Source organism: Mesorhizobium neociceri (genome assembly GCF_013520985.1).
Classification (GTDB): domain Bacteria; phylum Pseudomonadota; class Alphaproteobacteria; order Rhizobiales; family Rhizobiaceae; genus Mesorhizobium; species Mesorhizobium neociceri.
On sequence record NZ_JACDTY010000032.1, the window covers coordinates 1 to 23677 of the forward strand.

24 protein-coding genes are annotated in these 23677 nt (G+C 63.6%); 14 read left to right on the top strand and 10 right to left on the bottom strand.

What is annotated here, in order from left to right:
- Positions 1–476: 476 nt before the first annotated feature.
- Both H0241_RS33105 and H0241_RS33110 read right to left on the bottom strand, forming a co-directional pair.
- A complete protein-coding gene (locus H0241_RS33105) occupies positions 477–815 on the bottom strand; it encodes a helix-turn-helix domain-containing protein (RefSeq protein ID WP_181061942.1) in 339 nt (112 codons plus the stop codon).
- Entirely contained in the window at positions 812–1195 is a 384-nt protein-coding gene (locus H0241_RS33110) for a type II toxin-antitoxin system RelE/ParE family toxin (RefSeq protein WP_181061943.1), read from the bottom strand. The genes H0241_RS33105 and H0241_RS33110 overlap by 4 nt, the downstream gene beginning before the upstream one ends.
- A gap of 164 nt (positions 1196–1359) precedes the next feature.
- On the opposite strand from H0241_RS33110, the gene H0241_RS33115 reads away from it, so the two are divergent.
- Positions 1360–1506, top strand: a complete 147-nt coding sequence (locus tag H0241_RS33115) for a hypothetical protein (RefSeq protein ID WP_181061944.1) — start codon at positions 1360–1362, stop codon at positions 1504–1506.
- Positions 1507–1858: 352 nt separating this feature from the next.
- On the opposite strand, the gene H0241_RS33120 is transcribed toward H0241_RS33115, so the two are convergent.
- Together H0241_RS33120 and H0241_RS33125 are read right to left on the bottom strand one after the other, a co-directional pair.
- Positions 1859–2362: a hypothetical protein gene (locus H0241_RS33120; RefSeq protein ID WP_181061945.1), complete on the bottom strand. Its 504-nt coding sequence runs from the start codon at positions 2360–2362 to the stop codon at positions 1859–1861.
- Between the two features lie 456 nt (positions 2363–2818).
- Complete coding sequence (locus H0241_RS33125) at positions 2819–3091, bottom strand: DUF4242 domain-containing protein (protein WP_142866399.1); 273 nt, start codon at positions 3089–3091, stop codon at positions 2819–2821.
- Positions 3092–3333: 242 nt separating this feature from the next.
- On the opposite strand from H0241_RS33125, the gene H0241_RS33130 reads away from it, so the two are divergent.
- Positions 3334–5922 (top strand): ATP-binding protein, encoded by a 2589-nt coding sequence (locus H0241_RS33130; RefSeq protein ID WP_235984601.1) that lies wholly within the window; start codon positions 3334–3336, stop codon positions 5920–5922.
- Between the two features lie 217 nt (positions 5923–6139).
- On the opposite strand, the gene secA is transcribed toward H0241_RS33130, so the two are convergent.
- Positions 6140–8872, bottom strand: coding sequence for a preprotein translocase subunit SecA (gene secA, locus H0241_RS33135; protein ID WP_181061946.1), 2733 nt, complete (start codon positions 8870–8872; stop codon positions 6140–6142).
- A 243-nt stretch (positions 8873–9115) separates the two neighbouring features.
- Between secA and H0241_RS33140 the strand changes: the two genes are divergently transcribed.
- Entirely contained in the window at positions 9116–10033 is a 918-nt protein-coding gene (locus H0241_RS33140) for a peptidylprolyl isomerase (protein WP_181061947.1), read from the top strand.
- A gap of 48 nt (positions 10034–10081) precedes the next feature.
- On the opposite strand, the gene H0241_RS33145 is transcribed toward H0241_RS33140, so the two are convergent.
- Positions 10082–10669 carry a TetR/AcrR family transcriptional regulator gene (locus H0241_RS33145; protein ID WP_181061973.1) on the bottom strand — a complete coding sequence of 196 codons (588 nt, stop codon included), beginning with the start codon at positions 10667–10669 and terminating at the stop codon, positions 10082–10084.
- Positions 10670–10823: 154 nt separating this feature from the next.
- The gene (locus tag H0241_RS33150) at positions 10824–12050 is read right to left on the bottom strand and encodes a caspase family protein (RefSeq protein WP_181061948.1); all 1227 of its coding nucleotides are present in this window, start codon (positions 12048–12050) and stop codon (positions 10824–10826) included.
- A gap of 166 nt (positions 12051–12216) precedes the next feature.
- Here H0241_RS33150 and argJ point away from each other — a divergent pair, with 166 nt between their 5' ends.
- The 5 genes from argJ to H0241_RS33175 all read left to right on the top strand — a co-directional run bounded on the left by argJ (position 12217) and on the right by H0241_RS33175 (position 15476).
- Positions 12217–13458, top strand: coding sequence for a bifunctional glutamate N-acetyltransferase/amino-acid acetyltransferase ArgJ (argJ, locus tag H0241_RS33155; RefSeq protein WP_181061949.1), 1242 nt, complete (start codon positions 12217–12219; stop codon positions 13456–13458).
- 29 nt (positions 13459–13487) lie between these two features.
- The gene (locus tag H0241_RS33160) at positions 13488–14237 is read left to right on the top strand and encodes a GNAT family N-acetyltransferase (RefSeq protein ID WP_181061974.1); all 750 of its coding nucleotides are present in this window, start codon (positions 13488–13490) and stop codon (positions 14235–14237) included.
- Positions 14234–14653 (top strand): 8-oxo-dGTP diphosphatase MutT, encoded by a 420-nt coding sequence (mutT, locus tag H0241_RS33165; RefSeq protein WP_181061950.1) that lies wholly within the window; start codon positions 14234–14236, stop codon positions 14651–14653. The genes H0241_RS33160 and mutT overlap by 4 nt, the downstream gene beginning before the upstream one ends.
- A 114-nt stretch (positions 14654–14767) precedes the next feature.
- Positions 14768–15082 (top strand): hypothetical protein, encoded by a 315-nt coding sequence (locus H0241_RS33170; RefSeq protein ID WP_181061951.1) that lies wholly within the window; start codon positions 14768–14770, stop codon positions 15080–15082.
- A 211-nt stretch (positions 15083–15293) separates the two neighbouring features.
- On the top strand, positions 15294–15476 hold the full coding sequence (locus tag H0241_RS33175) for a Flp family type IVb pilin (RefSeq protein ID WP_181061952.1): 183 nt from the start codon (positions 15294–15296) through the stop codon (positions 15474–15476).
- A 12-nt stretch (positions 15477–15488) separates the two neighbouring features.
- Here the strand turns inward: H0241_RS33175 and H0241_RS33180 are convergent, their stop codons facing one another.
- Positions 15489–16361, bottom strand: coding sequence for a methyltransferase domain-containing protein (locus tag H0241_RS33180; protein ID WP_181061953.1), 873 nt, complete (start codon positions 16359–16361; stop codon positions 15489–15491).
- 69 nt (positions 16362–16430) lie between these two features.
- On the opposite strand from H0241_RS33180, the gene H0241_RS33185 reads away from it, so the two are divergent.
- The 4 genes from H0241_RS33185 to H0241_RS33200 are packed head-to-tail and all read left to right on the top strand — an operon-like array spanning position 16431 to position 18814.
- The gene (locus H0241_RS33185; protein ID WP_181061975.1) at positions 16431–17216 is read left to right on the top strand and encodes a ComF family protein; all 786 of its coding nucleotides are present in this window, start codon (positions 16431–16433) and stop codon (positions 17214–17216) included.
- Between the two features lie 28 nt (positions 17217–17244).
- On the top strand, positions 17245–17523 hold the full coding sequence (gene grxC / locus H0241_RS33190) for a glutaredoxin 3 (RefSeq protein WP_181061954.1): 279 nt from the start codon (positions 17245–17247) through the stop codon (positions 17521–17523).
- A 2-nt stretch (positions 17524–17525) separates the two neighbouring features.
- On the top strand, positions 17526–18392 hold the full coding sequence (locus H0241_RS33195) for a carbon-nitrogen hydrolase family protein (protein ID WP_181061976.1): 867 nt from the start codon (positions 17526–17528) through the stop codon (positions 18390–18392).
- Complete coding sequence (locus tag H0241_RS33200; protein ID WP_181061955.1) at positions 18389–18814, top strand: DUF1178 family protein; 426 nt, start codon at positions 18389–18391, stop codon at positions 18812–18814. Before H0241_RS33195 ends, H0241_RS33200 begins: the two co-directional genes overlap by 4 nt.
- A gap of 4 nt (positions 18815–18818) precedes the next feature.
- Here H0241_RS33200 and H0241_RS33205 read toward each other — a convergent pair whose 3' ends face one another.
- Complete coding sequence (locus H0241_RS33205; RefSeq protein WP_181061956.1) at positions 18819–19304, bottom strand: MarR family winged helix-turn-helix transcriptional regulator; 486 nt, start codon at positions 19302–19304, stop codon at positions 18819–18821.
- A 133-nt stretch (positions 19305–19437) separates the two neighbouring features.
- Between H0241_RS33205 and H0241_RS33210 the strand changes: the two genes are divergently transcribed.
- A complete protein-coding gene (locus H0241_RS33210) occupies positions 19438–20361 on the top strand; it encodes a DMT family transporter (protein WP_181061957.1) in 924 nt (307 codons plus the stop codon).
- Positions 20362–20382: 21 nt separating this feature from the next.
- Here the strand turns inward: H0241_RS33210 and ubiG are convergent, their stop codons facing one another.
- The gene (gene ubiG, locus H0241_RS33215) at positions 20383–21132 is read right to left on the bottom strand and encodes a bifunctional 2-polyprenyl-6-hydroxyphenol methylase/3-demethylubiquinol 3-O-methyltransferase UbiG (protein ID WP_181061958.1); all 750 of its coding nucleotides are present in this window, start codon (positions 21130–21132) and stop codon (positions 20383–20385) included.
- 291 nt (positions 21133–21423) lie between these two features.
- Between ubiG and H0241_RS33220 the strand changes: the two genes are divergently transcribed.
- A complete protein-coding gene (locus H0241_RS33220; RefSeq protein ID WP_181061959.1) occupies positions 21424–23655 on the top strand; it encodes a diguanylate cyclase in 2232 nt (743 codons plus the stop codon).
- Positions 23656–23677 lie beyond the last annotated feature (22 nt).

Below are 23677 nucleotides of genomic sequence, written 5' to 3' on the forward strand. Positions count from 1 at the left end.
GGTGGGCTCCCTTCTCCCCGTCGCTATACGGGGAGAAGGTGCCGGCAGGCGGATGAAGGGCGGCGCAAGCTTTCGACGTTTGTGCTTCGCTGCAACCGGCAAAGGATCGAGGCGCTCTTCCACTCTGCTGGAGCTGGGCTTCAATGTCCGCACCATCGCGCCAAAGCGGCGCAACAATCCAAACCCGTTGTTCAAGCGAGGCCATGTCATACAGGCCGCATTGGGCGTTCTGAGGGCCGCCACGGCTCCCATCAGAGCGCGGAGGAGATCGGTAGCTTGCCGCGCTCAAAGGGCGTCTTGGAGCCCACACGGGCGGAGATCGAGCTGATGTATGGGTTCGTGAGCGCCTCGCTCAAAAACAATCGGCAGGTAACCATTCATGAGGCCGCCCTCGTCGCTGGTCGCTCGACCCGAACCAACGAAAAACCCCCGCCAATGGCGGGGGTTGCTGTGAAATTGATTTCACTGGCGACCGCTCACATACCAACGGCCATGCGCTCGCTGTCGTCGTCGTGACGTTCGATACGCATCTCCTCCAACATTTGACGCACGGTCTCGGGATGGCGTTCGATCATCATTAGGTACGCGCGATTGCTCCCAAGCGGACGAGTGCGGTTCTGTTCCCAATCCTTGATTTGATTGACGCTGAAGCAAAATTCGCTCGCAAAAGCGTCTTGTGACAAACCGACATTTTTGCGGATTGCCTTCACGTCAACATCTGCCGGGATGTGCATATGCGCGGGTTTGACCTCGCCGCGCGCAATGGCTCTCATCTCCTGAGCGGCTCCCAACAGCCTCTTTCCAGCTTTGCTCATGATGCGACCTCCGACCTTTTCATTTCCTGTACTTTTTCCCTGATCATTGCCCGGTACTCGTCGGCGAAAGATTCGAGTTCCTTTTTCAGTTCGGCTTTCTCTTTTGCCGTCAGATTGATTTTCTCACCCTTGGTGTAGACATCCATGAGAAACACCGGGATGTCATCCGCCGTGTAGTACGTGATAACGCGGTAACTTCCGCTCTTGCCACGGCCTGGCTTGGCAAAACGAAGCTTGCGCGCTCCTCCCGTTCCTTGGATGAGCGCGCCCGCATCGGGGTTCGCTGCCAAGAAATTCTTGAGTCGTGCGACATCATCGTCGTCCATCCCGGCCTCGGATGCGGCGCGATTGAATGAATGCGTTTCCGTAACACAGTGCATACGTAACGAGTACGTGTATTACGTAGTTCCGTCAACAAACATTTAAAGGCGTCAATATGGCCGACAAAGCGCATTCGATTGGAATCAAGCGAACGTGACAATCGCGTCTAACTCGCCAAATGCGAGCTAATGAGGACAACGCGATATCAAATTGCGATGGATTTATGCGCAACGCTCACGCCGCTCTGCGAGACAGCACCCGGCTCTACCGCAACAACGTGCCACAGATGATGCTTTGGCTGCCAGAGGAAGAAGCCGGGCAGCCGAAGTTCGAGTTCGAGCCCGAAATGGTGCGACTGAAGGCGGCGTAGAAACGGATACGCCAGCCCTGCGCCGGAGTGGCGTCGTTAAGCAAACAGCAGGGGAACCACCCAGGAAAATGGAAAACCCGCCTCGGCGGCGGGTCGTCGGCGCAAATCAGCACTATACCAGTAACTATAGCATAGTTACGGTCACAACGCCACAAGGAGACGGAAACGCGTTCCGGGCCATCGGCTCGTATATCACCGCGTCGGGCTTGGGCGACGAGGCTGACATAACAAAAGGCGAGCGAACGCCGGGGAAGACTGGGGAGCCGGTCGGCATTGCGCTCGCCCCTCCCCCCGCCAAGGGGGAAGGCCAGGCACCGGGTGTGTCCGGTGCCAGAGGTGTCACATGGGAAGGCTACATCCCCTTCATCGCGTCGCACGACACATTCGGGTTCATGTCGGCGAAGGCGCCTGTCGAGTTCTGTTTCCAGGCCCAGACATGCAGTTCGTAGAACGGGCCGAGGCCGTAGCGGTTGGGGGCGCTGTTGAAGTTGAACAACTGGCCTTCAAGCGAGGCCGGGCCCTTCGAGGTGATGTATTCGACCGCGATCAGCTTCAGGCTGCCATCGGCCATTGGCTCGTACATCACCGCCTCGGGCTTGGCGACATCGACGGCATCGTCCTTGAGATAGGCGCCGTTGACATAGTGAATGCCCATGGCGCCGCCGGTGATGCCACTGGCGCAAGGGATCGGGGCGTAGCCTTCGGCTGTGGCGGCTGCCACATTCTCAAAGCGGCTGTTGGCGGCGCGCACCTTTTCGGCCAGCGGATTGGCGTCACGTGCCTGGGCGGCGGCACCGGCCGCGATCGAGATGGCGGCCAGGGCCGCAAAGCGTGTCGTCCAAAGAGTTGTGGTCATGGTCTTCTGTCCGTTTTGTTGACGCTTGAGCGACGGCGGCCGATGAGGCCTGCCGAAACGCCGGTGGCGTTGGTTCAAGGATTGGGAAACGGTTTTGTCCGCCCCGGTTATGCGATGGGTATGCGGCTTCGGTTGCCGAGTTCTTTGGCTGCCGCGTTAAAAACTGAGCAAAATCAACGATCCCAGAAGTAATATTGCCAATACTCCTGCGGCACTTCCCGGTCAGAGAGTCCGATGTCGCGCCTCAGATAGTCGCCTTCCGGAGGCAAGCACCGCCTATCAGACAGATACGCAGGCAGTCTCGTCGCGAACCGCCATAGACGGCCGAGCAGGGAGGTGGGCCGGCCGGTCTTTCCCAGGACAGGCTCGGTTCCACCGACCGGCAGGCCACCAGGCAGTTCGCCATGGCCGCGAAGGGCAGTTTGATGCTCATCAGTGTAGCGACCGAACGCAGGATCAGAGATAAAAGTAAGGGTCAAGAACCCGCACCTCCGTGATCTTGTCGACCGGCAGCGAATTTTTCTGGGCAGTGCTGCGGATCGCTTCGGGCGACGGTGCTTCGTAAATGCAGAAGCTGCGTTTCTTGTCGGGTGTGACGAAGGACTGGATCCAGGTAACGCCCTTTTCGGCATTGCGCATGACGACGCCGCCCACCGCGGTGGCGCCGATGTCGGTCATCGGTATGTTGAGGCCGTCCGGAAATGTGCGTTCAATCAGGTAGCGAGGCATGGAAGGCTTCCTTTCCATTGGTTCACGCTCGATCGGAGCGCTGCTGGACGTTGACCACGCCGGCCCGGGCCGCGCATCGGAACGATTCCCCATATTGGGCGGGACGATTCCCTATGTTGGCATCGTTCGTTGTGGAAAGAGGCACGGCAATGTGTGCAAAGTCACATTGCGGCGCTTTCTTCACGGGCTATCGTGAGCGGCCCGCCATGGTGGGAAAACTCCGATCGTATGAGACGACGATAATGATGCTTCTGGAACGGCAGACGCAGCTGCAGCAGTTGGAGACCCTGCTTAACGATGCAATAGGCGGCCATGGCCGCGTCGCGGTGCTGGCGGGAGAGGCGGGCGCCGGCAAGACGGCGCTCGTCGAGTCGTTCACGGCCCGTGTCGGACAGAGCGCGGCGACGTTGCGCAGCGCTTGCGAGGACCTGTCGATCCCCGACCCGTTGGGCCCGCTCTACGATCTGGCGCGCGAGGCGCAATGGGCGCTGCCGCGCGCGATCGACGCCCGGCACGGGCAGAGACTGCCGCTGTTTTCCGATGCGCTCGACGCGTTTGCGGCGAAGGGGCCTAGCCTGCTGATCATCGAAGACCTGCACTGGGCCGACGATGCGACACTCGATTTCGTGCGCTTCCTCGGCCGGCGTATCGTCAACACCCAGATTCTGCTGTTGCTCACGGCGCGCACCGACCGCAGCGAAGGACAGATGCGCGTGCGCCGCGCGCTGGGCGAAATTCCGGCAGGCAGCGTGGCGCGTATCGATGTGCCGCTGCTCAGCGAGGCGGCCGTGCTGTCGCTTGCCGATGCTGCCGGCCGCGACGGCGACGCCATCTACCGGGCGACCGCAGGCAATGCCTTCTTTGTCACCGAATTGCTGTCGGCCGAAAACGAAATGGCGTTGCCGGCAAGCGTGCGTGACGCTGTGCTGGCGCGGGCCGAGCGGCTGTCGCCCGGGGCCAGGGCAATGCTCGACGCAGTGTCGGTGTTCCCGCGCCGCGCCGACGCCTGGGCACTGCAGGGCCTGTGTGGCGTCGCCAGCGCCGGCCAGCTGGCCGAGTGTGTGGCCAATGGCCTGCTCGACGATCTCGGTGACGGCTACGCCTTTCGCCACGACATTGCGCGGCGCGCCATCGAAATGATGCTGACGACCTCACACAGGCGGCAATTCAACCAGCGTGCCCTGGCTGCGCTGCTCGAAAATGGCGACGTCTCCAGCGGCCGCCTGGTGCATCACGCGGTCGAGGCGCACAATCTGGCGGCGGTGCGCGAACTTGCGCCGATCGCCGCGCGCGAGGCGTCGCGTGTCGGCGCCCATCGCGATGCCGCCGGCTACTATGAAATCGCCTTGCGGCAGACCGACCGCCTGCCGGTGATTGAGCGCGCCGCGCTCTACGAAAGTTATGCCTTCGAGTGCCATCTCACCGGCAAGATCGACGACGCGCTTGCAGCGCAAGGAGAGGCACGCAGGTTGCATCAGGCTGACGGCAACAGGCTGAAGGAGGGTGACAGCCTGAGGTGGCTTTCCCGCCTGAGCGAAATGGGCGACGACCGGGAGGCCGCCGCCGCCTTCGGCGCCGAAGCGGTGGCGATGCTGGAGGCTGCTCCACCCGGGCCGGAACTCGCCATGGCCTATTCGAACCTGTCACATTTGGCGATGCTGTCGGAGAGGGTGGAAGACACGCTGTTCTACGGCGAGAAGGCAGCGGCGCTGGCCGAGCGGATGAACCGTCCCGACATCGCCTCGCATGCGCTCAACAATGTCGGTTGCGTCGAGCAATGGCTGAATCCGGCCGCCGGGCGCCAGCGCCTCGACCAAAGCCTTGAAATCGCGCTGCAGGGCAATTTCCAGGAGCATGCCGCGCGTGCCTTCACCAACCGTGCCTGTTTCGAGATCACCCAGATGAGCTACGACGCGGCACGTCCGGTGCTCGAGAGCGGCATTCATTATTGCACCGAAAACGACCTCGGCACCTGGCGCGACTATCTCAGGGGCATGCTGGCCGATGTGCAGCTTCGCCAGGGCCAATGGGACGAGGCCGCCGCGACAGCGACCGAAATCATCGACAATGAGCGGACAACGACCGTGGGCCGCTTTCCGGCGCTGCTGGCGTTGGCGAAACTGCGCCTGAGGCGCGGCGATCCCTCGGCCGAGCCGCTGTTTGCCGAAATGGCGCGGCTCGTCGGAAGTGGTGCAGACCTGCAGATGCTGAGCTCCTATGCAGCCCTGATGGCGGAGCAGGCGTGGCTGGGGCTGGCCGACAGGCAAGAGGCGCTGGCGCTGATCACCCGCGCCGAAACGCCGGTGCGCTCGCGCGCCCATGTCGGTGAACTGGCGCTGTGGCGAACATTGCTCGCTCCCGACATTCCGGCCATCGATACTGCCGATATGGCGACGCCATACCGGCTGCTTTTGACCGGCGACTGGCGTTCGGCTTCGGCACTCTGGGCCGAATTGAACGCGCCATACGAACGCGGGCTGGCGCTCATCCTTGGCGATGAAGAGGGGCAGCGGCTGGCGCTGGACATTTTCGATGGCCTGGGGGCAAGGCCGGCCGCTCAGCGCCTGCGCGATATCATGCGCAAGAACGGCATTGGCGGCATCGCCCGCGGCCCGCGCCGTTCGACGCGCGCCAATTTGGCCGGACTCACCTTGCGCCAGATGCAGGTGCTGCAGCTGATCGAACGCGGCCTGTCCAACAAGCGGATCGCCGAGCAATTGACGATTTCGCCGAAGACGGTCGATCACCACGTCTCGGCGGTGCTGGGCAAGCTGGATGCGGTGTCGCGCGGCGAGGCGACGGCGGCAGCGCGGGATTCGGGGTTGTTGTGAGGCTTGACGAACGCGAAGGTTGGCGATCCGTCACGCCCCCCTCTGTCCTGCCGGACATCTCCCCCTCAAGGGGGGAGATTGGCTGTTGTGTAGGCTTTCGCCAATTGCCTAAGGTGAAAAGAATGCGGGCAGCCGAAGCTGCTGATCTCCCCCCCTTGAGGGGGAGATGGCCGGCAGGCCAGAGGGGGGTGCTGTCCCGCCGACCTAGCGGTCGAAATCAAGCAAACGCGCCGTGGCAGTGCTTGTATTTCTTGCCGGAGCCGCAGGGGCAGGCTTCGTTGCGGCCGACCTTGCCCCAGGTCGCCTGGTTGTTCGGATCGCGGTCTTCGGGAGCGACGATGGCGTTGCTCTCCTGGCGAACCAGAAGTGCCGTTTCGCCGCCCTGGAAGTCGTCCTCGCCAGTGGTGCCGTCAATGTGGCTGCCGAACATGTCCGGCGCTTCCGGGGGCGGAGCTTCAGCGGCCTGGCGGACCAGTTCGACGCGCATCAATTGCGCGGTGACGGCCTGGCGCAGATTGCCGAGCAGCGCCTGGAACAGTTCGAACGCCTCGCCCTTGTATTCCTGCAACGGATCGCGCTGGGCGTAGCCGCGGAAGCCGACGACCGAGCGCAGATGGTCGAGGTTGACGATGTGCTCGCGCCACAGATGGTCGAGCGTCTGCAACACCACCGAGCGTTCGACATAGCTCATCACGTCGGGACCGAAACGCTCGGCGCGCTCCTTGGCGGCGGCGTCGGCGGCCGCGGTCAGGCGCTCGCGGATGTCGTCCTCGGCAATGCCTTCTTCCTTGACCCAGTCCTCGACCGGTAGATCGAGATTGAGGAATTCGGCGACCTCGGCCTTGAGGCCGGCGACGTTCCACTGCTCGGCATAGGCGTTTTCGGGAATGTTCTTGGCGACGATCTCCTCGATGACGCCTTCGCGCATCTCGGCGATCGTCTCGGACAGGCCTTCGCCGTCCATCAATTCGATGCGCTGCTCGAACACCACCTTGCGCTGGTCGTTCGAGACGTCGTCGTATTTCAACAGGTTCTTGCGGATGTCGAAGTTGCGCGCCTCGACCTTCTTCTGCGCCTTTTCCAGCGCCTTGTTGATCCACGGATGGATGATGGCCTCGTCTTCCTTGAGGCCGAGCTTCTGAAGCATGCCGTCCATGCGCTCGGACCCGAAGATGCGCATCAGATCGTCCTGCAGCGACAGGAAGAATTTCGAACGACCGGGGTCGCCCTGGCGGCCGGAGCGGCCGCGGAGCTGGTTGTCGATGCGGCGCGATTCATGGCGCTCGGTGGCGAGCACGTAGAGGCCGCCGGCGGCCAGCGCCTTTTCCTTCAGGCGCTCGACATCGGCGTTTATTTCCTTTTCGCGCGCCTCGCGCTCGGGGCCCGCGGGCATGTCGCCCAGTTCGTCCTCAATGCGCATCTCGGCGTTGCCGCCGAGCTTGATGTCGGTGCCGCGGCCAGCCATGTTGGTGGCGATGGTGATGGCGCCGGGCTTGCCGGCCTGGGCGACGATGGCCGCCTCACGCTCGTGGTGGCGGGCATTCAGCACCTCGAAATCCTTGAACCCTTCCTTGCGCAGGCGCTCGGCCAGCTGCTCGGATTTTTCAATGGATGTGGTGCCGACCAGCGTCGGCTGGCCCTTGGCGCGCGCTTCCTTGATCTCCTTGACGATCGCCTTGTACTTCTCCTCGACCGTCCGGTAGACCTCGTCGTCCTCATCCTTGCGGATAACCGGCAGATTGGTCGGGATCTCGGTGACTTCGAGGCCGTAGATGTTGCCGAATTCCTCGGCCTCGGTCAGCGCCGTGCCGGTCATGCCGGACAGCTTCTTGTAGAGGCGGAAGTAGTTCTGGAAGGTGACGGACGCCAGCGTCTGGTTTTCCGGCTGGATCGCCACATGCTCCTTGGCTTCGAGCGCCTGGTGCAGGCCTTCCGAATAGCGGCGTCCCGGCATCATGCGGCCGGTGAACTCGTCGATGATGACGATCTCGTCGTTGCGGACGATGTAGTCCTTGTCCTTCTGGAACAGCCGGTGCGCCTTGAGCGCGTTGTTGACGTGGTGAACGATGGCGACATTCTCGACGTCATAGAGCGACTCGCCCTTGAGCAAGCCGGCTGCGCGCAGCAGGTTTTCCAGCTTCTCGGTGCCTTCCTCGGTGAAGATCGAGGTCTTCTGCTTCTCGTCGATCTCGTAGTCGGCCGGGCCGAGCTGCAGCATGAAGGCGTCGATGGTGTTGTACATTTCCGAACGGTCCTCGAGCGGACCGGAAATGATCAGCGGCGTGCGCGCCTCGTCGACCAGGATGGAATCGACTTCGTCGACGATCGCGTAATTGTGGCCGCGCTGCACCATCTGGGCGCGCTCATATTTCATGTTGTCGCGCAGATAGTCGAAGCCGAGCTCGTTGTTGGTGGCATAGGTGACGTCGGACGCGTAGGCGACGCGGCGCTCCTCGTCGGAGAGACCGTGGACGATGACGCCGACCGAAAGGCCGAGGAATTTGTAGACGCGGCCCATCCATTCGGAGTCGCGCGTGGCGAGGTAGTCGTTGACGGTGACGACGTGGACGCCCTTGCCGGCCAGCGCGTTGAGATAGACCGGCAACGTGGCGACCAGGGTCTTGCCTTCGCCGGTGCGCATTTCGGCGATGCCGCCATTGTGCAGCACCATGCCGCCGATTAGCTGGACGTCGAAGGGGCGCATGCCGAGCACGCGGCGCGCCGCCTCGCGGGCGGTGGCGAAGGCCGGCACCAGCAGATCGTCGAGCGTGGCGCCGTTGGCGATGTCCTGGCGGAATTTCTCCGTGCGCGCCTGAAGGTCGGCGTCGGACAACGCCCGCATTTCGTTTTCCATGGCGTTGATCGCCTCGACGCGCGGCCGGGTCGACTTGACCCGCCGGTCGTTGGAGGAGCCGAAAACCTTACGGGCGAGACCGCCGAGACTGACCATCCGATGGTCCTTTCGATAGAATTCTCAATCTTGAGATGAGCGCCGGCCGGCCCCATCAATTCCGCGTGAAACGCGGACAAACGCAAAAAGCGCCCGGAAAACGGTTCTGGACGCAAAGTCGTTGGACAGATAAGAGGGGGCTCAACTGATGTCAACGCCGCGTTAGCCCTATGGGCAGCGCCAAATTCCGCCACAATCCGGCTGATCTGCAAGCCCGACCAATCCCCCTTGGAGTTAATCTTGATGTCCTTACTGTTTCGCCGTGCGTCGCTCGCCAGCCTTGGCCTGGCCTTCGGCCTGTCGGCCCTGTCGCTGTCTCCGCTGATGGCCCAGGAAGCCGCTCCCGCCCCGGCCGATGCCGCAGCGCCGGCGGCCGCACCCGTCGATCCCAACGCGGTCGTCGCAACCGTCAATGGCGAGAAGCTGACCGAGGCCGACCTTGGGCTTGCCGAGGGTGAGCTGTCGCAGCAGTTCGCGCAGTTGCCGCCCGAGCAGCGCCGCGCCGCCGCCCTTTCGGCGGCCATCGAGATCCGCGTCATGGCCGCCCAGGCAGTCACTACCGGCCTGGACAAGGATCCCGATTTCCAGCGCCGCATGGCGTTCCTGCAGCAGCGCGCCCTGCATGGCGAGATGGTCGAGAAGGGCGTCGTCAACAAGGTCACCGATGCCGAGGTGCGTGCCCGCTACGACCAGGAAATCGCCAGCACGCCGCCGGTCAATGAGGTTCATGCCCGTCACATCCTCGTGAAGACGAAGGAAGAAGCCGAGGCGATCATCAAGCAGCTCGACGGCGGCGCCGATTTCCAGAAGCTCGCCAACGAGCACACCAGCGATCCCTCGGGCAAGACCAATGGCGGCGATCTCGGCTGGTTCGGACCCGGCCAGATGGTGCCGGAATTCGACAAGGCGGCATTTGCGCTCGACATCGGCAAATACACCAAGGAGCCGGTGCAGTCGCAGTTCGGCTGGCATGTCATCAAGCTCGAGGACAAGCGCGTCAAGCAGCCGCCGGCGTTCGACGACGTCAAGGACCAGGCCAAGCAGGCGGTCATCCGCGACAAATATTTCGCACTGGTCAAGCAGCTGCGCGGCGCCGCCAAGGTGGAAATCCCCGACGCCAATCTGAAGAAGGCCGTCGACACGATGGAAGCAGGCAAGTAAGGCCGGCATCGCAAACGCATGCAAAAGGGCGCCGTTTGGCGCCCTTTTTCAATTGCGGGAGATGCCTGATATCACATAGCGGACGGTGGCTCGGATTACCGCCTCATCTTCGTCGAGACGGTTGGTCAAAAGGTGTTTCCAGGCATAGGAAGCCACGAGGTCGGCGACCAGCGCTGCATCGATATCGGCCGCAACCTCGCCTCGCGCCTTGGCGCGCTCGATGATCCGGGCGGTGTGGGACCGACGTCCATCGGCATAGCCAGTCAGGGCCACGGCCGCTGCTTCATCCGACTGCGCTTCGGCCACCAACGACCGGAAAACGCTGCCCGAGGACGTGTCGCGCCAGTGCGAGAAGAGGTTTTGAAGGAAACCGACGAGATCGTCTTCGAGATTGCCGGTATCGGGGACGGCGACGCGCTTTTGCCGCTTGTAGACCTCCAGCAGCAAGGCCGCCTTGGACGGCCACCAGCGATAGATCGTGGGTTTGCCGGCGCGTGCGCGCCGCGCGACGGCTTCGATGGAGAAGCCGGCATAGCCGGCCTCGACCAGCACCGCCTCCGCGGCCTCGAGAATGGCCTCGGCGCTGTCGGGATTGCGCCGCGCCCCGATCGATCTGCGCGCCGGATCCTCGCCCATGTCTGTCCTCGCCAACAACTTCGCCGGCAATATAGGTGAGCTGGCAGTCAAACGAAACGGGCCGTTTTGTCGAAGTGCCCTGGTTTGTCGAACTTAATTGTCGCCGATCGCGGCACGGCGCATGCCGGATGCGGCGCGCGTCACCGCTTAAAGTTCATTGCGCCGCTGCCAGCGTCTCCGAGGCAACGCGCCAGCCGCCGTCTGCTTTGAAGAGTTCGAGCGTGACGCGTGTCTTGCCAGTATAATGCGCTGTCGACTTGTCCTTCGGCTCATAGTCGTAGCTCATTTTGAAGACCACTTCCGCTTCACCCTCGCCATGCGGGTTCACCTGAAGGCTGCTGGGCTCAAGGCCGAGCGACCATGACGCCCATTGCGCGAACCAGTCGACTTTCGCCTTCACCAGCGCCTCGGTGTCGTAGGGTTTGCCGAAGATGGTGACGGATGGCCCGTAAACCCGATTGACCGCTTCGCGAATGTCCCGGGTGTCCGGCGCCAGATAGTCGTCGCGCAGGAATTTCTCGATCGAGGTTTTGTCGTCGCCGACGGAACGTTCGAGCGCTGCCACCTGGCTAGACTGCGCCGGCGCAACGGCCGGCGGCGGCGCGGCAGCCACGCCGTCAGGCACAAACTCAAACCGTTCGAGCAGCGAACCCTGTTCCCAGGGGCGCTGGCCCTCGCGGGTTTCGGAAACCACGTCGCGGCGCACCGCGATCATCATGTCGTTGATGCTCTGGCCAGGTTCGGCCATGTGCCGCAGCAGGGCGGCGGCAAACGGCGAATTTCGCCCCGTTCCGTCCATGGCGACAGCACCCGGCGCCGTCGAGAAGGCGATGAAGGAGCCGCGCGTCGAATCGAACTGCGCCAGGCCGGCGAGCGCCGTCGCCGAGCGCGTCGTCGCGGTGCGGCTCAGGCTGCGGGCAAAGGGATTGTTGCGGCAGGCATCGAGGAACACCAGGCTGACCTTGGTCTGCTGTTCCATGATGTCGAGGACTTCGTCGATCGGCACGGCTTCGAGCTGCAGCTTCACCGGCATGTCGAGCCGGGCGTCGACCGGCACGATGTAGTTGCGCCCTTCGACCTGCAGGCCGTGGCCGGCGTAATAGAAAAGCCCGACGCCCGCACCTTGCAGGGCATCGGAAAATTCGCCGATCTTGCGCTCGAGCTCCCGCTTGCCGAGGTCGTTGCCCTCGATGACGTCGAAGCCGATCGAGCGCAGCTTGCCGGCAATGTCGAGCGCATCGTTGACCGGATTGGCGAGCGTGCCGGCTTCTGCATAGGTGCCGTTGCCGATGACCAGCGCCACGCGCCGTTCCGGCTGCTCATCGGCGCTCAGGAGCAAAAGCCCCATAAACGCCACCGCCAAGATCACCAGCCTGCCCATGCACCGATCATAACGCCAGAGGCTGCGCCGACGCCAACGGATTTGAAATGCAAGCTTAATCACGGGTTGGTACCGGCGCCCGAAGCGACGAAAACGCCCTTGCGCCGGGCCGTGGTATCGGGCAAACCGGCCTTCCCCAGCGTTTTTCCGTCGCCCGAGGTCCCCAATGTCCGCAACGATTTCGCCGCTCGCGCCGAAGAAATATCCCAAAATGCCTGCCATTGAGGGCGTGCGCATCGCCACCGCCGAGGCCGGGATCAAATACAAGAACCGCACCGACCTCTTGGCTATGGTCTTCGATGCCGGCACCGCTGTCGCCGGCGTGTTCACGAAATCGAAATGCCCCTCGGCGCCGGTCGATTTCTGCCGGCAGAACCTTGGCGCCGGCAAGGCGCGGGTGCTGGTCGTCAATTCCGGCAACGCCAACGCCTTCACCGGCAAGAAGGGCCGCGCCTCCACCCAATTGACCGGCGAGGCTGCGGCCAGGGCCGCCGGCTGCACGCCAGACGAAGTGTTCCTCGCCTCCACCGGCGTCATCGGCGAGCCGCTCGACACGACCAAATTCAGCCATTTGCTGGCCGGGCTGGTCAAGGACGGCAAGCCGGATTTGTGGACGGAGGCGGCCAAGGCCATCATGACCACGGACACCTATCCGAAAGTGGCAACCGCGACGGTCAAGCTCGGCGACGCCGATGTCATCATCAACGGCATTTCCAAGGGCGCCGGCATGATCGCGCCCGACATGGCGACGATGCTGTCCTTCATCGCCACCGATGCGCCGATCGCCGCCCCGGTGCTGCAGGATTTGTTGTCGCGCGGTACGGCCAAGACCTTCAACGCGGTCACCGTCGACAGCGACACCTCGACCAGCGACACACTGCTGTTGTTCGCCACCGGTGCCGCAGCCAAGCGCGGCGCGCCTGTCATCAGCGATCCCAAGGACGCGCGTCTCGGCGCCTTCCGCCGCGCACTTGGCAAGGTGCTGAAATCGCTGGCGCTGCAAGTGGTGCGCGACGGCGAGGGTGCGCGCAAGCAGGTCGAAGTCACCGTCACTGGTGCCAAATCGGCGCGCTCGGCCAAGCGCATCGCGCTGTCCATTGCCAATTCGCCGCTGGTCAAGACGGCGGTTGCCGGCGAGGACGCCAATTGGGGCCGCGTCGTCATGGCTGTCGGCAAGGCCGGCGAGCCGGCCGACCGCGACCTTCTGTCGATCTGGTTCGGCGACAACCGGCTGGCGCATGAGGGCGAACGCGACCCCGGCTACTCCGAGGAAGCGACCTCGGCCTATATGAAGCGCGACGACATCCGCATCCGCGCCGATATCGGCATCGGCCGCGGCAAGGCGACGGTGTGGACCTGCGACCTCACCAAGGAATATGTCGCCATCAATGGCGACTACCGGAGCTGATGGAGTTGGCTTCCAGGCATCCGGCAAGCATGCTCGCCATCGTACGCCGCTACGAGGCGGCGGGTTTTCGCGCCTGGCCGGCGGCGGCCGTCCACTATGACGGCACCTGGGTGGTGCGGCTTACGGCCGGTCATCCGGCCAAGCGGCTGAACTCGGTCAACCCGCTCGATCCCGGCGACACCCAGCACATTGCCGAGCGCATCGGCCGCGCCAGCCGGCGCTTCGACGCCTATGGCAGGCCACTGACCTTCCGCATCTCGCCGCTGTCGGGGCCGGATCTGGCCAGGCATCTCGACAATGAGGGCTGGAGCACATTCGACGAATCGCTGGTGATGCGGCTGCCGCTGGCGGACGCACAACTGGCCCCGGCCATGGACCAGATACCGCTGAAGGACATCAGCCGCTTTCTTGGTGCGTCGCTCAAGGTCAGCGGCTCGGATGCATCGCTGCGGCCGGGTCTTTCGGAAATCATCGGCGCCATTCAGCCGGAGGTCGGGCTGTTTGCGCTCGAGGATGAGGCCGACCCGCTGGCGGTGCTGATCTGCGTTCATGACGGCGATCTCGCCGGCCTGTTCGAGATCGCCACCGACAAGTCGGTGCGCAACCAGGGCCATGGCCGCAATCTCATCCTGTCGGCGCTGAAATGGGCCAGGCTGCGCGGGGCGCGGGAAGCCTGGCTGCAGGTCGAGGCCGGCAACGCGCCGGCGCTGGCGCTTTATCGCTCGCTGGGCTTCGAGGAAGTCTATCGCTACCACTATCGCCGGCCGCCGGGCGCATGAGCCAGATACTCACCGGCAAACGCCTGCTCCTGGTCGCCGCCTGCGCGCTGGTCGATACCGATGGACGCGTGCTTCTGGCGCAGCGGCCCGAAGGCAAACAGCTTGCCGGCCTGTGGGAGTTTCCCGGCGGCAAGGTCGAGCCCGGCGAGACGCCGGAACAATGCCTGATCCGCGAGTTGCAGGAAGAGATCGGCATCGAGACCGACATACCCTGCTTGGCGCCGCTCACCTTCGCCAGCCATTCCTACGATGATTTCCATCTCTTGATGCCGCTCTTCGTCTGCCGCCGCTTTCGCGGTATCGCGCAGCCGAAAGAGGGGCAGGCGCTGAAATGGGTGCGGCCAAAGCAGATGCGCGACTACCCGATGCCACCGGCCGACGCGCCGCTGATCCAGTTCCTCATCGACCTGTTGTGAGTAGGAGCATTTCGCCGGCCTGGTTTAGCCAGCGTTAATGGAAGATTTATCTCATCGTGAAAAATTGCGGAAAGGTCTTTTCTGGCCGCAAGTCGATTCGCGGGGAGCGATTGCATGAGCCTCGACAGGGAATGGGACTCGATCCGGCCGGATCGCAGCTTTCGCGCCGCCAATGCCGGTATGAGCGTATTGCGCATCACGCTGCTGTTCGGCTCGGCCGCGGTGGCGCTTGCCCTGATCGCGGTTCCCATCCTCGACAAACAGACGCGATCGTCCAGCCGCGACGCTCTTGCAAGCGGCCTGGACACGATGAGCACCGGCTCGGTCGGCTCGCGCGCCACCTATACGCTGCGCAGAAGCGTGCTGCAGCCCTCACCCAGTTCGGTCTGCATCATCCGCGCCGACGGCCGGCGCAGCGGCGACTGCTGACATACTCTTTGGTTGGAGCATGATCTCTGGACAAAAACGATTGGCGTTTTGTCCGAGAAAGGCGGTTCCTACTTTTCGGGATCATGCTCAAGGTGAACAAAAGCTTATTGATTTCCTTAACGCGGGCCCCGTTTCATCGCCTGTTAAGCTTGTGCCGTTAACCTTTCTTAACAGGTCGGCGGTATGGTCGTGACAAGAGGGATCGACGATCATGAAGACATTGCTAAAGCGATTTTTGGAAGACGAAACAGGCGCCACGGCCATTGAATATGGCTTGATCGTCGCCGTGCTGTCGCTTGCCATCGTCGGCGGCGTCGGCAGGGCCAGCAACGCGATCCAGTTTTTGTTCAGCGACACCAACAGCAAGCTGGCGAACGCCTTCGCCGAGCACTGATCCGGAGCGCTGTTACCGCCCGCCGGGATTTTCCAGTATCGTCTTCAGCGAGACCTTCGCTGAACCCGGCTTCAAGGGCTTTTGCTGCGAGGCATCCGGTGCCCAGCCCGACATCCAGACAACAGAGAAACTCGCCCTGATCCGGCCATCGGCGTCCGAAAAGCGTTCGGCATAGATCTCGGCGGCACGGGCAAACAGCTTTCGTGCACCCGGCCGCCGGCTGCGATCGGCCAGCGCACTGGTTTCGCCCATCGCCCTGAGATCGGCGGTGAGGTCGAAGAGAGTGTCGTAGCGCACGGTCACCGTTTCGACGTCGGCCACCGGCAGCGCCAGGCCGGCGCGCTGCAGCAGCGCGCCGGCGTCGCGAACGTCGGTGAACGGAATGACGCGCGGGCTGGCGCCGCCATAAAGCTCGGTCTCGGCGGCGAGCAGGCTTTCGCGCAGTTCGGAAAGTGTGCCGGCGCCGGCGAAGGCGCCAAGGAAAAGCCCGTCGGGCCGCAGAGCGCGGCGGATCTGCACCAGCATGCCGGGAATGTCGTTCATCGCCTGCAACGACAGAAGCGATACGGCGAGGTCCAGGCTTTCCGGTGGAAACGGCACGGTCTCCGGCGGTGCTACCAGCCCTGGCTGGCCGTCCAGAAATGCTGCGTCGGCCTCGACGCGCACGATCTCCGCAGCCTTGCCGCTTGCAGCAACCACGTCCGTTGCGTCCGGCGTCTGGCAAAACAGCACGGCGGCCTTGCCGAATTTGCGCTCGACCGCGCCCAGCCGGTCAGCGAGATCTTCCGCTGCCCGCCGCATCAGAAAATCGGCGCCGGCCACGGGATGGCCCAATGCCCGGCGCTTGTGTGCCAGCCAGAGCTCTGTATCGATAATGGGCTGCAAGGCAACATCCCTGTTTGTCCGCCTTGTGATATCGTGGCGCGGACGACAAAGCACGTGGCCGATCCGGTGATGGAGATCAAGAGCCTCGCTCAAACCATGTTGAAACTGGCGATGTTGGACTGGCCGGCGCGGGTGCTGTTCCCGCCGGTCTGTGCCGGCTGCCGCAGGCATGTCTCTCAGCCCGGCGTTTTATGCGGCGCCTGCTGGCCCAAGCTCAGGCTCTTGGAGCGGCCATGGTGCGCGGTGATGGGCACGCCATTCACCCACGACATGGGCGAGGGGTTCCTGTCGGCCGAAGCGATTGCCGATCCGCCGCCTTTCGAGCGGGCGCGAGCGGCCGTTGCCTATTCGGGCGTCGCCCGCCAGATGGTGCAAGGGCTGAAATACCAGGACCGCACCGATCTCGCGCCATGGATGGCGCGCTGGATGCTGCGCGCCGGCGCTGAGCTGATCGCGGACGCCGATGTCGTCGTGCCGGTGCCGCTGCACTGGCGGCGCTTTTTCAGGCGGCAGTTCAACCAGTCGGCGGAACTGGCAAGGGCGGTCGCGCAACTCGGTGGGCTGCCTTTCTCGCCCTCGGCGGTCCGGCGCGTCAAGCTTACGCGCCAGCAGGTCGGGCTGGAGCGGCAGGAGCGCGAGGACAATGTGCGTGCCGCCTTCCGTGTGCCGACGAAAGCGGAAATCGAGATCGCGGGCCGCCGCGTGCTTCTGGTCGACGATGTCTACACCACGGGCGCCACCGTGCGCTCGGTCGCCAAGGCATTGAAAAAGGGCGGCGCTGGAGCGGTCGACGTGCTGACCTTCGCGCGCGTCCTGCCGGGGGACTTTCGGGCCGACGAGTCCGCGACTATATAAGGTCAGGGAAAGGCAGGATTGCTGACAGATGCTCGATGTGACGATCTATACCCGCATGATGTGCGGCTATTGCGCGGCAGCCAAGCGGCTGCTCGACCGCAAGGGTGTCGCCTACACCGAGCATGACGCTTCCTTTTCGCCGGAACTGCGCCAGGAAATGATTTCACGGGCGCACGGGCGAACCACCTTTCCGCAGATTTTCATCGGCGACACGCATGTCGGCGGTTCCGACGAACTCCACGAACTGGAGGCGCGGGGGCAGCTGGACAGGATGCTCGCCAACGGCTCGACGACACAGAGGGCATGACGATGGGTGTTTTCAAGGCAGCGGCGATCCAGATGCGTTCAGGCGAAAGCCCCGAGCGCAACGCGGTCGATCTGGAGCGGCTGGTGCGTGAGGCGGCAAGCCTGGGTGCTACCTACATCCAGACCCCGGAAATGACCGGGGCGCTGATCCGCGACAAGGAAGCCCGGGCTGCCTCCTTCACCTCGGAAGACAAGGACATTGTCGTTTCGACTGCGCGCAAGCTCGCCAGCGAACTCGGCGTTTTCCTTCATATCGGCTCGACCGCCATCCTGCGCGCCGACGGCAAGCTCGCCAATCGGGCGCTGCTGTTTGGACCGGACGGCGCCACGCTCGCCACCTACGACAAGATCCACATGTTCGACGTCGATCTCGACAATGGCGAGAGCTGGCGCGAATCCGCAGCCTATGAGCCGGGCACCGAGGCCGTCGTCACCGACATCGATGGCGCGAGACTCGGCTTTGCCGTCTGCTACGATCTGCGCTTTCCGCAGCTGTTCCGCGCCGAGGCGCTGGCCGGCGCCGACCTTTTGTCGGTACCTGCCGCCTTCACCCGCCAGACCGGCGAGGCGCACTGGCATGTGCTGCTGAGGGCGCGCGCCATCGAGAACGGCGCCTATGTGGTTGCCGCGGCCCAGGGCGGCCTGCATGAGGACGGCCGCGAGACTTACGGCCATTCGCTGATCGTAGATCCGTGGGGGCGCATCATCGCCGAGGCGGCGCATGCCGAGCCTGGCGTAATCGTCGCCGAGATTGACACCGCGCAGTCTTCGGCCGCGCGCAAGAAAATCCCCAACCTCAAGAACGCGCGCGATTTTGCCGTCAATGCGGGCACGGCCGAGGCGCCCCGGCTCAGGGGCGCGGCCTCGTGATCCGCTTTGCCCTGATCTGCGAGCATGAGCACGAGTTCGAGGGCTGGTTTCGCAGCAATGACGATTTCGACACGCAGAAGAAGCGTGGCTTCGTCGATTGCCCGACCTGCGGTTCGCACAAGGTGCAAAAGGCGCTGATGGCGCCGGCCGTCTCCACCGCGCGCAAGCAGGAAACAATCGCGCTGGCCATGGGCGAAGCCCAGAAGCAGGCGTTGGCGCAGCTGAAGGCGATGGCCGAGAAGGTGCGCGAGAATGCCGACTATGTCGGCGACAAGTTCGCCGAGGAAGCGCGCAAGATCCATTTCGGCGAAACCGATGCGCGCGGCATTTATGGCGAGGCGACGCTGGACGAGGCCAAGAGCCTGGCCGAGGACGGCGTCGAGTTCATGCCGATCCCGAGCTTTCCCGACGAGCGAAACTGAGCGATCAACTCGCGCTATCGATCAATTTGCCAAGCAGTTCAGCCAGCTTCTCCCGTTCGGCAACGGTCAGGCCGGCGAGGATTTCGTGTTCGTTGGCGACGTGGGCGGCCAGAGCCTCGTCGATCAACGCCAGGCCCTTTTCGGTGAGTTGGACGACGATGCCGCGCCGGTCGTTGGGGTGGGGGCCGCGCAGGATCAGGCCGGCCTTTTCCAGCCGGTCGAGCCGGTTGGTCATGGCGCCCGATGTCACCATCGTCGCTTCGTAGAGAGCGGTCGGCGTCAGCGCATAAGGCTGGCCGGATCGGCGCAACGTCGCCAGCACGTCGAACTCGCCGGCCTGCAGTCCGAAGCGGGCGAAGAGCGGCGCGAGGCGTTCGCGGGCGACCAGCGACGAGGCTTCGTTCAATCGCCCGAGCACCAGCATCGGTGAAACGTCCAGATCCGGCCGTTCCCGTTTCCACTGCTCGACCGCCTTCGCCGCGCGATCCATTTGTCTCACCGTTAAATATCTTGACGTTAAGAATCTTTGCGCTATGTTACCTCAAGATACAGGACCGGCCGAGTGCCGCAAGCGCCAAATTTTGCAAGTGCCACATGCCGCAAATGAGTGACGGGACCATCCGATGAGATTTCTCTGGGAATCGGCGCTTGGTCTTCTGGTGGTCACCGGCGGCCTGCTCGGCCTGACGCTGCCATTCGGCAAGCTGGCGACGGCGGCCGGCGTTCCGGCCATGGTCTGGGCCTTCGTTATCTCGTTCGGCGCCGGCGGCGTCCTGTTGTGCGCGCTGCTCGCCAGCGGCCAGCGCATGCGGCTCACCCCGCACAGGCTGCGCTATTTCTTCATCACCGCGGCCGTGTCCTATGCCGCGCCTAACCTGCTGATGTTTTCGGCCATCCCGCATCTCGGCGCCGGCTACACCGGCATCATGTTCACGCTCTCGCCGGTCATTACGCTGGTGTTCTCGATCCTGCTTGGCGTCCGGCGGCCCAACATGCTCGGCGTCGCAGGCATCGCCGTCGGCTTCATCGGCGCGGTCATGGTGGCGGTGACGCGCGGCGAGGCCGGCCAGCCGGCTGATTTCTTCTGGGTGGTGATCGGGCTGCTGATTCCGGTCAGCCTTGCCGCCGGCAATATTTACCGCACCGTCGACTGGCCTGAAGGCACCGGTCCGATCGAACTTGCCGTCGGCAGCCATCTGGCTTCGGCAACGCTGTTGCTGATCGGGATTCTCGTGCTGTTCGGCGTCAGCGCCTTCGCCCCGCTCGGCGGCGTGCCGCTGGTCGTCGTCGCGCAGGTGGCGTCGGCCGCGGCGATGTTTGCCTTCTTCTTCCGGCTGCAGGCCGTGGGCGGCCCGGTCTATCTCAGCCAGATCGGCTATGTGGCGGCGGCGGTCGGCCTGTTTGCCGGCACGATCTTTCTCGGCGAGAACTACCAGTTGCTGACCTGGTCCGGCGCGGTCATCGTCACCATCGGCGTGATCATCACCACCAAGGCACAAGCCAGCAAGCGTTCGGGGCCAGCAAGCATGAGGGGCCAGAAGGCGTAAGGGGCCAGAAGGCGTAAGGGCTCAGACCGACCCCTTCTCGGCCAGCACCATGTAGTTGACATCCATGTCCTTGGAGCGCTGCCAGCGATCGGCGAGCGGATGGTAGATGACGCCCGTCCTGTCGATGACGGTCATGGCGGCGTTGCCCAGCGCCTTTTCGAGCTCTTCGGGCCGCACCAGCTTGCCGAACTGGTGGGTGCCGCGCGGCAGCCAGCGCAGCACATATTCGGCGCCGATGATGGCCAGACCCAGCGCCTTCAGCGTGCGGTTGATGGTGGCCACGAACATGATGCCGCCGGGCTTGACCATCTCGCCGCACTTGCCGATGAACAGGTCGATGTCGGCGACATGCTCGACCACTTCCATGTTGAGGATGACGTCGAATTTCTCGCCGGAATCGGCAAGGTCTTCAGCGGTGGTTGCGCGGTAATCCACGCTCACGCCGCCCTCGGCCGCGTGCAGCTTGGCCACCTCGATGTTGGTCGCCGAGGCGTCGGCGCCGACCACTTCGGCGCCAAGCCTGGCCATCGGCTCGCACAACAGCCCGCCGCCGCAGCCTATGTCGAGGAAGCGCAGGCCTTCGAACGGCCGCGCCGCCCGCGGATCACGGCCGAAGCGCGCCGCCACCTGGTCCCTGATATAGGCCAGCCGCACCGGGTTGAACTTGTGCAGCGGGCGGAATTTGCCGTTCGGGTTCCACCATTCGGCGGCAAGTGCCGAGAAGCGTTCGACTTCTCCGGTATCGATCGTCGATCGACGGGGCTCTGGCATGGGCGGGTCTCCTAGAGCTCTTTTATTCTGACGCAATTTCGGACGGAAAACCGGTTCCCACTTTTCCTGGAATTGCTTGGCAGCGCTAGGAAGTCGGGTGTGAGGCCGCGAATGTCAAGGCAACAATTTTCCGTGCTGACATGGTGGAGCACTCTGTCAGGAGCATGTCAGCTGCCCTAGGCAAAACGCCTGTGGCCCGCTCCCTTAATATCAAATTTACCGGGCTGACAGTTTCCTGACGCGCCGCGCGGAATTGGCATACGTTGCAATCCCGAGTATTTGGATGGCCTGGTGCGCATCAAGACTCAGATCATCGCCACTCTCCTGAGCGCCGCAGCCTTGATTGGCCTGGTGGGCGGCATCGCTATAGTCTCGGAGATGACGCTGGCGAAATCCGCCGCTGTGGCCGAGGCGACAAGCGTCGGGCGGCAATTGGCCGAAACCATCGCCTTCAAGGCTTCCGATGCGCCACAGTCCCTGTTTGAGCGACCAGTCGCGCTTCGTGAATTCGTTGGATTGCAACACAGCCGCTCGAAACGCGATCTTGTGGTGGTGGATCGCAACAAGGTCGTCCTGGCCGATATTCCGGGCGAAGAAGCAAATGTCGGGACGCGGTTCGATCATGACCGTGGCAATGAAATCGGTCTTGCGATCGAGGATGGCGTGCCGCGCAACTTCGTTGAAGACAGCGGCGATGTCGCCGAGCCGATCAACCTCGTCGCGGTGCCGATCGAGGATGCTTCCGGCGTCAGGACCGGCGCTGTCCTGTTCGAATACACGCCATTGCTGCGCGCGGCGCAAATTCGCACCAACAACATGCTCTGGCTGGTTGGTCTGTGCACTGCGGCCGCCATGCTGATCGCCGCCGTCTCCACCTTCCTGCTGCTGCGTGGCTTCGATGCCGGCCTTTCGGGTCTTACCCGCGGCATCGGATCCTTGGCGCGAGGCGATGCCGGAGCTCGCATCGGCCGCACCTCCAACGACGAATTCGGACAGTTGGCCCAGGGGTTCGATACCATGGCCAGCGAACTCGAGTCCTCACGCACGCAGCTTGTCGAGCAGAAAGCGTATATCGAGGACATTGTCCAAACCGTCGCCGAAGGTATCGTCGTCGTTGACGGCAACGGCCAGATCGTCACGGTCAATCTGGCCGCCGCCCAGATTGTCGGGCGGCGCAGTGACAAGATCGAGGGGCAGGAATGGCGCTCGATCCTGGATATGCGGACATTGTCGGGGGAAAAATTCACGTCCGGAACTTCCCCCGTCGAACTGGCATTGACCACGGGCCGCCAGCATCAGAGCGAAGTTCGGTTGCTGAAGCCGGACGGTTCGCATCTGCCGATGATTGCGAGTTGTAATCCCCTCAATCGTTCCGATGGCGGCATCGTTCTGACGCTCAATGACATCAGCGAGTTGCGTCGCGCGGAACGCGCGGTCAACGATCGCGCCGAGGAACTGGCGGTGCTCAACCGCGAACTGAAGGTAACATCGGAAGCCACGACACGCCTGGTCAAGCTCGGCGAATTGCTGCAGGCATGCGTTACCTTTCCGGAGGCGTTTTCCGTCGTCGGCTCAGCCATGCCCGACTTCTTCGGAGGGTTGAGCGGAACCGTTCATCTGACCAGCGCCTCGCGCAATCTGGTGGAGGAAATGGCGCATTGGGGCGCCATCCGTTCAAGCGTTGGCCAATTTGCGCCGGAAGATTGCTGGGCGCTGCGGCGCGGCCAGGAGCATGTCGCCGGCCCCGGCATGCTGACGCCACGCTGCAACCACATCACCGAAAATGGCAGCCGCGGTTATGTCTGTATGCCTCTGGCGGCGCAGGGGGAAACGCTTGGCATTGTGCATCTGTGCGAGCCTGATGCCGCAGACAATCCGGACTGGCTGGTCGAGCGGCAACAGATTCTGCGCGGCGTCGTCGATACGCTGGCGTTGGCGCTCGCCAATCTGCGCCTGCGCGAAACGTTGCGGCAACAATCGATCCGCGATCCGAACACAGGGCTCTACAACCGTCGCTACCTCGAGGAGACAAGCAGTCGTGAGCTGAGGCGCATGGAGCGTTCCCAACAGCCGCTGGCGATGATCATGCTCGATGTCGATCATTTCAAGCAGTTCAACGACACGTTCGGCCATGAGGCCGGCGATCTCGTGCTCAAGCAGGTCGCCGGTACGCTGCTCGACCATGCCAGGGAAAGTGACGTGGTTTCACGCTATGGTGGCGAGGAATTCGCCCTGATGATGCCGGCGGTTTCCCTGGCAGACGGCGTCGAGCGGGCCGAGGGGCTGCGGAAAGCAATCAAGCAGCTTCATCTCGCGCATCGCGGCCGCACGCTTGGCACCATCACCGCGTCATTCGGGGTGGCTGCCTTTCCGGAGCTTGGGGCGTCATGGGCGGAGATCGTCAACGCCGCGGATCGCGCGCTCTACCAGGCAAAGGCAGACGGGCGCGACCGTGTTGTCGCCGGGCATGGCAAGGATCCTGCCGACCGGCAACAGGCCAAGAGCAGGAAAAGCGAAACTTGAGGCCCAGCGGCCCGGCAGCGCC